Source organism: Embleya sp. NPDC005575 (assembly GCF_040605455.1).
Taxonomy (GTDB): domain Bacteria; phylum Actinomycetota; class Actinomycetes; order Streptomycetales; family Streptomycetaceae; genus Embleya.
In genome coordinates, this window is record NZ_JBEXCV010000214.1 from 1 (window position 1) to 11,879 (window position 11,879).

14 protein-coding genes are annotated in these 11,879 nt (G+C 71.9%); 8 read left to right on the top strand and 6 right to left on the bottom strand.

Features of this window, described 5'->3' with window-relative positions; genetic code table 11:
* Window positions 1-162 precede the first annotated feature (162 nt).
* The 3 genes from ABZS54_RS39075 (at window position 163) to ABZS54_RS39085 (ending at window position 2,770) form a co-directional block, all read left to right on the top strand.
* Window positions 163-783, top strand: a complete 621-nt coding sequence (locus tag ABZS54_RS39075; protein WP_355547025.1) for a hypothetical protein — start codon at window positions 163-165, stop codon at window positions 781-783.
* Between the two features lie 297 nt (window positions 784-1,080).
* Window positions 1,081-1,857: a VOC family protein gene (locus ABZS54_RS39080; protein ID WP_355547027.1), complete on the top strand. Its 777-nt coding sequence runs from the start codon at window positions 1,081-1,083 to the stop codon at window positions 1,855-1,857.
* Between the two features lie 154 nt (window positions 1,858-2,011).
* Entirely contained in the window at window positions 2,012-2,770 is a 759-nt protein-coding gene (locus ABZS54_RS39085; protein ID WP_355547029.1) for an HAD family hydrolase, read from the top strand.
* On the opposite strand, the gene ABZS54_RS39090 is transcribed toward ABZS54_RS39085, so the two are convergent.
* Window positions 2,736-3,188: an RpiB/LacA/LacB family sugar-phosphate isomerase gene (locus tag ABZS54_RS39090; protein WP_355547031.1), complete on the bottom strand. Its 453-nt coding sequence runs from the start codon at window positions 3,186-3,188 to the stop codon at window positions 2,736-2,738. The two genes, ABZS54_RS39085 and ABZS54_RS39090, sit on opposite strands and share 35 nt — an antisense overlap.
* Before the next feature lie 52 nt (window positions 3,189-3,240).
* Here ABZS54_RS39090 and ABZS54_RS39095 point away from each other — a divergent pair, with 52 nt between their 5' ends.
* Together ABZS54_RS39095 and ABZS54_RS39100 are read left to right on the top strand one after the other, a co-directional pair.
* A complete protein-coding gene (locus ABZS54_RS39095) occupies window positions 3,241-4,101 on the top strand; it encodes a helix-turn-helix domain-containing protein (RefSeq protein ID WP_355547033.1) in 861 nt (286 codons plus the stop codon).
* A 143-nt stretch (window positions 4,102-4,244) separates the two neighbouring features.
* The gene (locus tag ABZS54_RS39100; protein WP_355547035.1) at window positions 4,245-4,652 is read left to right on the top strand and encodes a VOC family protein; all 408 of its coding nucleotides are present in this window, start codon (window positions 4,245-4,247) and stop codon (window positions 4,650-4,652) included.
* Window positions 4,653-4,727: 75 nt separating this feature from the next.
* Here the strand turns inward: ABZS54_RS39100 and ABZS54_RS39105 are convergent, their stop codons facing one another.
* Complete coding sequence (locus ABZS54_RS39105; RefSeq protein WP_355547037.1) at window positions 4,728-5,570, bottom strand: metallophosphoesterase; 843 nt, start codon at window positions 5,568-5,570, stop codon at window positions 4,728-4,730.
* Window positions 5,571-5,709: 139 nt separating this feature from the next.
* Between ABZS54_RS39105 and ABZS54_RS39110 the strand changes: the two genes are divergently transcribed.
* The gene (locus ABZS54_RS39110; protein ID WP_355547039.1) at window positions 5,710-6,186 is read left to right on the top strand and encodes a GNAT family N-acetyltransferase; all 477 of its coding nucleotides are present in this window, start codon (window positions 5,710-5,712) and stop codon (window positions 6,184-6,186) included.
* A 138-nt stretch (window positions 6,187-6,324) separates the two neighbouring features.
* Here the strand turns inward: ABZS54_RS39110 and ABZS54_RS39115 are convergent, their stop codons facing one another.
* The 4 genes from ABZS54_RS39115 to ABZS54_RS39130 form a co-directional block, all read right to left on the bottom strand.
* Window positions 6,325-7,893, bottom strand: a complete 1,569-nt coding sequence (locus ABZS54_RS39115) for an MFS transporter (RefSeq protein ID WP_355547041.1) — start codon at window positions 7,891-7,893, stop codon at window positions 6,325-6,327.
* 126 nt (window positions 7,894-8,019) lie between these two features.
* Window positions 8,020-8,571, bottom strand: coding sequence for a TetR/AcrR family transcriptional regulator (locus tag ABZS54_RS39120; RefSeq protein ID WP_355547043.1), 552 nt, complete (start codon window positions 8,569-8,571; stop codon window positions 8,020-8,022).
* Between the two features lie 54 nt (window positions 8,572-8,625).
* Window positions 8,626-9,147 carry a pyridoxamine 5'-phosphate oxidase family protein gene (locus tag ABZS54_RS39125; RefSeq protein WP_355547045.1) on the bottom strand — a complete coding sequence of 174 codons (522 nt, stop codon included), beginning with the start codon at window positions 9,145-9,147 and terminating at the stop codon, window positions 8,626-8,628.
* 70 nt (window positions 9,148-9,217) lie between these two features.
* Window positions 9,218-9,877 (bottom strand): hypothetical protein, encoded by a 660-nt coding sequence (locus ABZS54_RS39130; RefSeq protein WP_355547047.1) that lies wholly within the window; start codon window positions 9,875-9,877, stop codon window positions 9,218-9,220.
* Between the two features lie 276 nt (window positions 9,878-10,153).
* On the opposite strand from ABZS54_RS39130, the gene ABZS54_RS39135 reads away from it, so the two are divergent.
* Window positions 10,154-10,444, top strand: coding sequence for a hypothetical protein (locus ABZS54_RS39135; protein WP_355547049.1), 291 nt, complete (start codon window positions 10,154-10,156; stop codon window positions 10,442-10,444).
* A 34-nt stretch (window positions 10,445-10,478) separates the two neighbouring features.
* The gene (locus tag ABZS54_RS39140) at window positions 10,479-11,627 is read left to right on the top strand and encodes an epoxide hydrolase family protein (RefSeq protein ID WP_355547051.1); all 1,149 of its coding nucleotides are present in this window, start codon (window positions 10,479-10,481) and stop codon (window positions 11,625-11,627) included.
* Window positions 11,628-11,879: the final 252 nt, after the last annotated feature.

Genomic DNA, 11,879 nt, shown 5'->3' on the forward strand with positions numbered 1-11,879 from the left:
AAGTCGCGCGCCGGCCCGGGGGGCCGGCACCCGGGCCGGGGTTCGGCTCCCAGGCAACTCCCAGGCAGCGCGCGGGCTGCGACCACCGCGCCATGCTTGAGTCCGGGGTGGATGGGCGGTGCGCCGTCCGGCGCCGACCCCGAGATTCGTGGGAAGGACGTCATGACGAGGTACTCGGGTCGACCGGCGTGGACCACAACGGTGGTGCCGGTCGCCGCCTCGGCACTCGTGCTGCTGCTGGCCGGATGTGGGGGGAGCGGCGGCAACAAGAGCACGAGTGCCTCGGCCCCGTCGAGCGCGGCGAGCGGTGGTGGGGACGCCGGCAAGGCGTACACCGACTGCCTGCGTGCGAACGGGGTCGAGGTACCGACGGGTCGACCGGACGGTGGCACCCGTCCCCCGGGCGCGGGCCGCCCGTCCGGTCGCCCGTCGGCTCGCCCGAGTCGACCGGCCGGCGAACGGCCCACCGGGTTCCCGAGCGGGCGGCCCAATCCGCGCTCGACCGATCCGGCGTACCGCAAGGCCGAGGAGGCGTGCGCGAAGTTGCGGCCCTCGCGGGGGCCGGGCGGCGGTACGGACGGGCCCAGGCGCGGCGGCAACTCGGCCGCGGAGGCATTCGCGGGCTGTCTCAAGGACCATCAGGTCGAGCTGCCGGCCGGTGGGGCCGCCGCACTGGACCGGTCCGACCCGAAGGTCGCCGAGGCGCTGAAGACCTGCGAGGCCCTCCTGCCGTCGGCGCCGACGGCAGGCGCGGGCACGCCCACGGCGGTGCCGACGACGTAGTCGGAGGCGGCCCGCGGTCGTGCCCGCCATCGGCCGGGCCGGCCGGCCGGTTCGTGGCCGGGACACGGATGGGTGGTGGGTGACCCGAGCCGTCCGCGCGGCTGTTCGGGCCCTGCGCGGGCCTCGGCTTCGTCGATTGTGTCAATCCCAACAAATGGGGCATTTGGGAAGATCATCCCAAGGTGCGGAGGGATGCCCGGCCAGGGAGCGATGAGTTCTTCGGCCAGGTCCGGTCCATCTCTGCACAGGCGATACCGCGATCCGCACCGCGATCGACCCACTGGAGAGTGACCAGTCATGCTCACGACCGATTTTGCCCCCGGCGCCCCGCTCTGGATCGACCTCGGGGTGCCCGACCTTCCGGCGGCCGGCGCGTTCTACGGCGACCTGTTCGGGTGGGATCTGGAGATCACCGGTCCCGAGACCGGCGGCTACGGCATCCTGCGCAAGGACGGCAAGAGCGTCGCCGCGCTCGCCCCGCTGATGGACCAGAGCGCGTCCCCCGCGTGGTCCGTCTACTTCCACGCCCCGAACGTCGACGCCACCACCAAGGCGGTCGAGCAGGCCGGCGGTCGGGTGCTGCTCCCGCCGATGGACGTCATGGACATGGGCCGAATGGCCGGGTACGCCGACTCCACCGGGGTGGGCTTCATGGCGTGGCAGCAGGGCACGAACAAGGGCCTGGAACTGGTCCAGGACGTCGGCGCGCTGTGTTGGACCGAGCTGTACACCGCCGACCGGGTCGCGGCCACCGGCTTCTACCACTCGGTGTTCGGTTGGAACTACCAGGACTTCCCCTCGCCGGCCGGCACCTACAGCCTCGCCTACCCGGGCGAGGACGTGGACGCCATGCACGGTGGCGTGATGGAGGTCGACCCGGGGCAGACCGCCCCGCAGTGGCAGATCTACATCGGCGTCGAGGACTGCGACGCGTCGTTCGCCAGGGCGATCGAGCTGGGCGCGACCGAGCTGACGGCGCCGTACGACATCCCGGACGTCGGCCGGATCGCGATGCTGAACGACCCCTTCGGCGCGCGCTTCGCGATCATCAAGGGCATTCCGCCGGCCACGTGAGCGGCGGCCGCGGGGCCGACCCGGTCGGATGACGCGAGTCGCCCGGTCGGGTCGTTTCGGTCGGCCCGACCGACCCGGAGCCGCACTCCCGGATACCGCACCGACGCCGCCCGGGAAGGAGTAGGCCCGACCCCTTCCGGGGACCCACGTGATCATGACCGTTCGCGCCCTGGCCCTCGACTTCGGCGACACCCTGGCCGTTCCCGGACCCAACCCGGACGGCCGCACGGTCCTGGAGGTGCTGCGCCGAATGCCCGGCACCGATGTCCCGGACACCTTCGTCGCCGCCTTCGACCACGTGCATCGCATCACCCGCGAGGGCGACCGGGTCCGGGACACGCACACCGCGTTCGCGGACGAGATCCGGCATGCCGCGGCCCTGTGCGGGGCGCGTGTCCCGGACCCCGGGGCGGTCGCCGAGCCGGTCTTCGAGCGGATCCCCGATTCGCGGGTCATCCGCCGGGCCGCCGAGGCGTTGCTGCGCATTCGCGATCGCCGCGACCTGGTGTGCGTGCTCGCCTGCGACACCCAGCGCCCCGAGTCGGTGCGCCGGCGCACGCTGGCCGATGCGGGCATCGAGGCGTGCTTCGACGCCGTCGTGCTGTCCTGCACCATCGGCCTGCGCAAACCGCATCCGCACTTCTACGCCGAGGTCGAACGCGCGTGCGGCGGCATTGCGCGCGAGCAGATCATGTTCGTCGGGAACACCCCGACCAAGGACGCCACCGCACCGCACGTGTACGGCATGCGGGCGGTGCTGATCGCGCCGACCGGACGCCCCGCGGGGCTGGCCGAGGCGATCGGGGTGATCGACCACTTCGCCGACCTCCCCGACTACCTCGATCGGGCCGCCCCGGACGGCGCGGGCCCGGGCGGGGTCAGGCCCGGATCTCGGCCACGCGCTCCACGTTGAGCACATCCGCGATGTCCTGGCTCTCGGCGGTGGCGAACCACGCGTCCAGGATCTCGATCAGCACCGGCCCGGAGGTCAGCCGCAGGCTCAGCGCGAGCACGTTGGCGTGGTTCCAGCGCCGCGCACCGGACGCCGTGGCCGCGTCCGTGCACAGCGCCGCCCGGATCCCGTCCACCTTGTTCGCCGCGATCGAGGCGCCCGTACCGGTCCAGCAGCAAACGATCGCCTGATCGGACCGACCCGCGGTCACCTCGCGCGCGGCGGCCGCGCTCACCGGTGCCCAGTCGTCGGCGAACTCCGGCCGGTGGTCGGGGTCGAAGGCGCCGAACGGCAGCACCTCGTGACCGCGCTTGCGCAGTTCGTCGGCGAGGTAGACGCCACAGCCCTTGATCTGGTCGGCCGAGATCGCGATGCGCATCGGACACTCCTTGGTCGGTGAATTGTCGGTGCCGGGTGTGAGACTGGAAAGCATGGTCCTCACGGACACTGTGCACGTGACCCGACACACCTCCGCGCTCGGGTCCATGGAGATCGGGTCCGGGCCCCCGCATCCCGCGCTCGCGACGCTGATCGACGCCTACCGCGGTTACGAAGAACACACCCTCGCGCCGCTGTGCCGCCGCGAGCCGGCGACCGGATCGATCACCGTCGTCATCGGTTTCGGTCCGGTGCGAGTGTGGTCCCCACGCGACCCCCGGTACGGGCCGGGTACCACCAGCTCGTTCGTGGCCGGCCTGCACGACGGGCCCGCGATCGTCGAGCACGACGGTCACCAGGCCGGCATCCAGATCGACCTCACCCCGCTGGGCGCCTACACGTTGCTCGGCCTGCCTCTCGCGGAGATCGCCGACCGGGTCGTGCACCTCGACGACCTGCCCGGGTGGGACACCGGCGCGCTGGTCGACCGGTTGCGGTCCGCGCCGGACTGGTCCGCCCGGTTCGCGCACCTGGACCGGATCCTGCTGCGACGCCGCGAGCAGGGTCCCGTACCACTGCCCGAGGTGGTCCGCTGCTGGGAGCTGATGGCGGCGAGCGCGGGCCGGATCGAGGTCACCGCGCTCGCCCGGGAGACCGGCTGGAGCCGGCGCCACCTCGGCGCACGCTTTCGGGAGACGCTCGGCCTCCCGCCCAAGACGGTGGCCCGGGTGCTGCGTTTTCGGCATGCGATCGAGCTGCTCGACGGGCCGCCGCGCAGTTGGGCGGAGATCGCGATCGAGGCGGGCTACTACGACCAGGCGCACTTCAACCGCGACTTCAAGGTGCTCGCGGGCTGCACTCCCCGCGCCTATCTGGCGGCCCGGATGCCCGCCGGCGGCGGCCTCGTGGGCTGACCGGCCGGCGCGCCGATCGTTCCCGTTTATCCAATACCGCGCGGGGTCCCTCACCGAAGCTGGAATCGACCACCCGGCAGGCCCCGGAGGCGACGCAACGCATCCGGCGGCATCCGGCCACATCCGGCATCAAGGAGTGCACCATGAGCGACAAGGCCCTCGTCTCCGACCTGGTCCCGACGCTGCGCTACAACGACGCGACGGCGGCGATCGCCTTCCTCGAGAACGCGTTCGGGATGAGCGCGGTCCTGGTTGTTCCCGGCGACGACGACACCGTCGCGCACGCGGAGCTGACGTTCGGCAACAGCATGATCATGCTCGGCACCAACCTGCCCGAGGGCTGCGGCGACCGGCTCCGCCGGCCGATCGGCGGCTCGGCGGTCTACGGCATCGTCGACGGCGACGTGGACGCGCACTGCGCCCGGGCGGTGGCGGCGGGCGCGAGTGTGGTGCGCGAGCCGAAGGACGAGGACTACGGCGGCCGCGGCTACACCGTGCGCGACCCGGAGGGCAACCTGTGGAGCTTCGGGACGTACCGCCCGCAGGCCTGACCCGTGAGCGCGGTTCGGCCGGCGGTCCGGGCGGCGACGCGAGGTGCCGCCTCGACCCCACCGGCCGAACCGGGCTCAGCCCTCGTGCGCCGCGAGGTAGCGGTCCACCTTGGCCCGCTCGTAGGCGTACACCGGCTCGATCGGGCCGACCGGCACGAAGGTCGCCGTCGCGCAGTCCTCGTACAGGTCCACCCGGGTGTAGCCGACGCCGGCAACCCCCTGGTAGGTGTCTGCCGGCGGGAACACGTCGGCGCGGTAGGCGCCGGCCGGGGCCGCCCATACCGGCACCCCGGCCAGCACTCCGCAGGTCGCGTGGTGGTTGTGGCCGGTCAGCACGATCCGCACGTCGGTCCCGGCGATCACCGCGCCCAACCGGGCCGGGGCGCGCAGCGAGAGCCGTTCCAGGAACGCGAGCGGGGTGGGAATCGGCGGGTGATGCAGGCCGAGCACCGTGCCGCCGGCCGCCGGCGTGGCCAACTCGGCGCGCAGCCACTGCAACTGATCTTCCGTCAGGTCGCCGGAGTGGCTGCCGGGCGTGGTGCTGTCCAGCATGATCACCCGTACCTCGCCGGACGTGTGCACGAAGTCGTGCGGGTCGGTGGACGCGGGCGTGCCGAGCAGCCCCTCGCGAAACGCCGCGCGGTCGTCGTGGTTGCCCATCCCGTACAGCGCCGGCGCGCCGATCCGCGGCCCGGCCTCGGCCAGCAGCGCCCGCAGTCGCCGATAGGCCCGCGGGTCGCCGGTGTCCGCGAGGTCGCCGGTGAACAGCAGGGCGGTGGGGGCCAGGTCGGCCGCCTCGACCGCGGCGAGCGCCTGGCGCAGCTGTTCGGCGGTGTCCAGTCGGTCGAGCAGCAGCTCACCCTCCGGGACCATGTGCACGTCGCTGAACTGGACCAGCGTGTGGCGCGGGATACGCACGGCAATCCTCCTGCGGGCAGGGCGACGCGACACGTGTCACCCGGGGAGGCACAGTCCATCGCCGATAGGCGACAAGGTCAAGCAGTTCTCCGATCGACCTGCCGCCGACCCGCTCGAACGCACGAGCTAGCGTTTTCCCGTGGAGATCAAGACTCTGGGGTACGACCACCCCGACGTACGCAAGCTGGTCGCGGATGTGCAGCAGGAATATGTGGAGCGTTATGGCGACCCCGACGAGTCGGCGGTCGACCCGGCCGACTTCCTGCCGCCGGAGGGCCTGTTCTGCGTGGCCTACCGGGACGGTGCCCCGGTCGCCAGCGGCGGCTGGCGGGCCCGCGGCGCCGCGGACGACGATCCGGGCCTGCGGGCGGGCGACGCCGAACTCAAGCGCATGTACGTGGTCCCGCACGCGCGCGGGCGCGGCCTGTCCCGGGTGATGCTCGCGCACCTGGAGGAGTCCGCCCGCGCGGCCGGCCGGCTGCGCCTGGTCCTGGAGACCGGTGACAAGCAGCCCGAGGCGATCGCGCTGTACCGCTCGTGCGGCTACGAACCGATACCCGGGTTCGGGTACTACAAGGACCACGAGAGCAGCATGTGCTTCGCGAAGGTGCTCTGAGCGACCCTTCCACGACGCGGCCCGATCGGGTGCCGTGACGCGTCGTTCGAGGCGGCCCGCCCTCGGTTCGCCCCGGACGGCCTGCTCCGCGTCCAGGGGCCGGCGATGGGATCGATCCCGCCGCCGGCCCCTCGCCCGTCAGTGCTCGACGTCCGACTCGGCCGTCCGCGCGCCGCGCAGCATGAACCAGGCCGCGACGGCCGCCGTGAGCAGTACCGCGGCGCCCGCGCCGGCCGCGATCCGCAGCCCCTCCAGGAACGCGTCGTTCGCCGAGTGGGTGAGGTCCGCCGCGACCTGCCCATGGACCGTCCCGGCCGCCTCCGCGGCGCCCGCGAGCGATTCGCGCGCGCCGGCGGCCGCGTCCGAGGAGAGGCCCTCGGGGATCGTCACGTGGCCCCGGTAGATCCCGGTGACCACCGAACCCAGCAGCGCGATGCCCAGCGCCGCGCCCAATTCGTACGCGGTCTCCGAGACCGCCGAGGCCGCGCCCGCGTTCTCCTTCGGCGCGCTGCCCAGGATCAGGTCGGCGGTGACGGTGAACGAGAAGCCCGCGCCGGCACCGACCAGGAGCAGCACACCGCCCAGGTAGAGGTACGGCGTGTCCTCGGACAACACGGTCAGCGCGCCGAGGGCGAGGCCGATCGCGGTCAGACCACCCGTCACCACCACGCGCGGGGTGAGCCGGCGCGCGGCCAGGCCCGCGAGCAGACCCGAGACGATCGCCCCGGCCGTGGCCGGCAGTTCGGCCAGGCCGGCCTGCAACGGGCTGCGGGTCTGGACCAGTTGCAGGAACTGGGACAGGAAGAAGATCAGCCCGGACATGCCGAGTACACAGAGCAGGTCGGCGAGCACCGAGCCGCTGAAGGCCCGGTTGCGAAACAGCCGCATGTCCAGGAGCGGTACCGGCAGCGACAACTGCCGGCGTCCGAACCAGACCAGTGCGCCCACGCCGATCGCCAGCGCCGCCCACACGTCCCAGCGCAGCGGGCCGTGCGTGGCGGCCTCCTTGATCGCGTAGACGGTGGCGATCATGCCGACCAGCGACAGCGCCGCGCTGAGCATGTCCCACGGACCCGGGTTCGGATTGCGCGACTCCGGCAGCATCTTGATGCCGACCACGATCAGCACCGCCATCACCGGAAGGTTGATCAGGAAGACCGAACCCCACCAGAAGTGTTCGAGCAAAATGCCGCCGACCACCGGGCCGAACGCGGCGCCGGCCATCGACATCGCGCCCCACACGCCGATCGCGAAACTGCGCTCGCGCGCGTCCGGGAAGATGTTGCGCACCAGCGCGAGTGTGGACGGCATCAGCGACGCACCGGCCACACCCATTGCGACGCGGGCCGCGATCAGCGCCTCGGCGCTGGGCGCGTAGGCGGCCACCACGGACAGCGCGCCGAACGCGGCCGAGCCCCAGAGGAGCAGTTTCTTGCGGCCGATCCGGTCGCCCAGAGTGCCGGCGGTAACCAGCAGACCGGCGATGACGAACGAGTAGACGTCGCCGATCCACAACAACTGCGTGCCGGTCGGTTCGAGGTCCTCGCTGAGGAACGGGATCGCCAGGCCGAGCACCGTGGCGTCGATCGCGACCAGCAGCACCGAAAGGGTCAGTACACCCAGGGCGATCCAACGGCCCGGCGCACCCTTCGCGGAGCCGCCGGTGCCGGTATGAACGGGGGTTGAGGAAGTCGTGCCACTGGCCATGATCAGGATTCCAAGCAAAGAGATGGATCGGCTGTGTGGATCAGCCGGGGAGTCGCGGTGGAGCGGTGCCGGCGCCGAGGCGGCGGCGTGGGCGGGCTGCGGAGACCGATTCGCGCCGGACGCGGGTCAGCCGGTGCGGCGGGCGGCGCCGCCGAGGAGGAGTTCGGCCACCGAGCGGGCCGCGTCGCGGCCGGCGAGCCGGCCCTCGTGGACAGCCCAGCCGGCGGCGGCGACGAAGGAGAACAGCGCCTCGGAGACCCATTGCGCGGTGAGGTCCACCCGCATCGAGCCGTTCTCCTGGCCGCGCCGGACCGCGGCGGCGACCTGCTCGTCCATCACGCTCCAGGCCTGTTCCAAGCCCGGATCGCCGACGAGTGAGCTCTCTCCGTACAGGAACGCCAAATACTCGGCGCACGGCATGAGGTGGTCCACCAGACCGCGCAGCACCGCCGGTACGTCCTCGCCGGCGGTCAGGTCGGCGGCGTCGATCGCACGGCCGATCTGTGCCGACGCCTCCGCGCCGAGCGCGGCGATCAGCGCGGGCCGGCCGGGGAACATCCGGTGCAGCGTGGCCCGGCTGATTCCGGCGGCTCGGGCGATCTCGTCCATGGACGACGCGGGTCGCCGGAGCAGCAGGGTGACGGCGGCGCGCAGCACGTGCTCGTTGTCGGTGGGCATGGATCAACTCTAGCCCAGGTGAGACATCTATGTCTCATGATTTACCGGGTGGATTCAGCTGGAACCCTGTGGCGTCAGTTCCGGTCGCGGCTCCTGCCAGGTCAGCACCGGTTCGGCGGCCCCGCCCCGAAGCGCCGCGCCGGGAAAGATCCGCAGCCGCCACGGCGACAGGCGCATCACCGCGAAGCCCGGCGACAAGGGGTGCTCCCAGCCGGGCACCCCGATCCCGGCCGGGTCGTAGCCCAACGGTTCGGGGGTATCCCGGAACAGGTTCCACACCCGCGCGCGGATCTCCGGCTCGAAGAGCAGATCCGCGCGGCACTCGGCTGCGCACGTGTCGTGCGAGGGCGACCAGTAGTTGCACGACACGAACGGATTGCGGGCGATGTGCGCGCGCTTGGTCGCGGTGGGCGCGGTGGCCACCCAACCGGTCAACCGCCCGTGCTCCCACACCCAGTACGGATGCAGGATCCGGGTACGCGGGCGACCCGCGCTGTCCACGGTGGCGATCGACGCCCACACGATCGAGTGCGCCATGGCGATGAAGGCCGGGGCCGCGGTTTCCAGATCGGTCATGGCGGCAACCCCTGTCTCGTCCTGACGGCCCGGCACCTCACCACCCATACTGTCGTGAACCCGCGCGACCCTAAAGGCCCGGCGGGAAGTCGTACGAGGCCGGCGGCTTGATCCGAACCTTGTCGTCCTGGAACATCACCGAGATCTGGTCGTGCGGACGCAGCTCGATCCGGGCCGGATCACCGCCGACCAACGTGCCGTTCAGGTAGGTGCGGTAGGTGTGCGTGGCGTCCGGGGTGAGCACGCCCAGGTGGGTCTCGTCGAAGCGCACGTTCCACATGGCGAACAACTGGCCCAGTACGAAGCGGGCGTTCGCGTCGTGGCTCTCCACGTGCAACACGCCGCTGTCGTCGTGCGTGTGCAGATCGGCGAGCAGCCCGGTCTCCTTGTCGATGCCGATGTCGGGCGCGACGTCGACCCGGTCGAGGCCGACGAGGATGTCCAGATGCACATGGAAGTGCTTTACGGCGCCCTCCATCGTGTCCAGGTTCAGACCCGCTTCGGCGCCGCGCCGGGCGCTGTCCGCGGGGACCGGCCAGGGCGGCAATTCGGCGTTGTCGGCCGCCTTCGGGTGCGGCAGCGGGCCCTGTGGGCTGCCGCGCTCGGGCAACGTGATCGGCGCGGCGCCGAGCGCGGGCGCGTAGGCGGATACGGGCGTGCCGGCGGCGAGTGAACTCAGGGCCAGGAGCGCGGCGGCGACGCCGACCCCGTTGCGGAGGTGACGGTTCATCGGGGGCCTTCCGGAGGCGGACGAAATCAACAACCTGTCCCGTCCGGCGGCCCGGGCGATAGTCGACAGGGCACTTCGAGCGCGGACTTCACCCATTCGGACCCATTCAGGCCCATTCAGGCCCCTTCGGGGCACGTGCACCGATGCGGGCGGGATCGGGTGCACCCTGTTCGGGGTCGAGCGGCGGCCCGGCGGGACTGAGCCGCGCTTCGCCGGGCAGACATGGGGCGACCCACCCGCGGGCGGTCCGTCGGGTGTCCCTAGGGGGCGGAACCAGTGATACGCACCAGCCGCCGGAAGCGGCGCATCGAGAACGAACGCCCCTGGTTCGCCAAACAGCGGTGGATCCTGCTCCTGCTCGTGGTCCTGCCACCGATCGGCGCGGTGCTGATGTGGATGCTCACCCGATGGACGCCGATGACCAAACTCGTGTTGTCCGTCTTGGCGGCGCTCTGGTGCGGGGCCCTGGTGATCGGGTTGAGTACCAACCCGGAGACGCACGACAGGAGCCCCGATCCGGTCGCGCCGATCGTCGACGACGGTCGTGGCCCGCGATCGTCTCCGTGAAACCGATGCCCGCCACGGATGGAGTTGCCGGTCGATGCCCGCCCCGTCGCACATCACGCCGTTTCGAATCGACATACCCGACGCCGACCTGGTGGACCTGCGGGTGCGCCTGGCGCGCACCCGCTGGCCCGAGGGCGAGCCGGTGGACGACTGGTCGCAGGGCATCCCGCTGGCCTATACGCGCGAGTTGGCCGAGTACTGGCGGACCACATACGACTGGCGCAAGACCGAGGCGCGGCTGAACGGCCATGCCCACTTCAAGGCCGAACTCGACGGCCTGGGCATCCACTTCCTGCACGCGCCCTCGCCGCACCCGGACGCACTGCCGCTGATCCTCACCCACGGCTGGCCCGGGTCGATCGTCGAATTCCTGGACGTGATCGGGCCGTTGACCGACCCCACCGCGCACGGCGGCGACGCGGCCGACGCGTTCCATGTGGTGCTGCCCTCACTGCCCGGCTACGGCTTCAGCGACCGGCCGGCCGAGACCGGCTGGGGGATCGACCGGATCGCCCGGGCGTGGGCCGCGCTGATGGCCGACCTGGGCTACTCGCGCTACGGCGCGCAAGGCGGCGACTGGGGGTCGATGGTCACCGCGTCGATCGGTCGGCAGGACCCGGAGCACGTACTCGGCATCCACTTGAACATGCCGGTGGCGATGCCGGACGCGGAGGCGATGAAGGACCCGACGCCGGCCGAACAGCAGGCACTGGCCGACCTGGGCACGCACTCCGAGTGGGGCGCGGGCTACAGCAAGATCCAGTCCACCCGGCCGCAGACGCTCGGTTACGGGCTGGCCGATTCGCCGGTCGGCCAACTGGCCTGGATCGTGGAGAAGTTCCAGCAGTGGGCCGACTGTGACGGCCATCCGGAGAACGCGCTGTCCCGCGATCACATGCTGGACAACGTGATGCTGTACTGGCTCACCGACACCGCCGCGTCCTCGGCCCGGCTGTACTGGGAGAGCTATCGCAGCCCCGATCTGTCCGAGGTCGATGTCCCGACCGGCTGCTCGATCTTCCCGCACGAGATCATCCGCTCCTCGCGCCGCTGGGCCGCCAACCGCTTCACCGATCTGCGCTACTGGAACGAGCTCGACCGCGGCGGCCACTTCGCCGCCTTCGAACAACCGGAGACCTTCGTCGAGGAGGTTCGCCGCTTCTTCCGCCTGATCCGCGACTGAGCCGGACGACACCGGGGCCCGGCCGCACCCGGGCCCGGAGGCGCGGACGGTGGGGCGTGGGCGTGAGTGGCGGCGGCAAGTCGCGTCGCGTCGGGAGGGGCAGGGCGCCCGGACGTCGCGGTGGGGCTCAGGAAGGGGCAGCCGACCCCGGCGCGGAGCCGCTCGGCGTGGCGGGGGCGGTGGAAGGAAGGCGCGAGCTCCCGCCGCGACCGGGGGCGGGGGGGACCGCGCGCCGCAAGCGTTAAGAGCGGA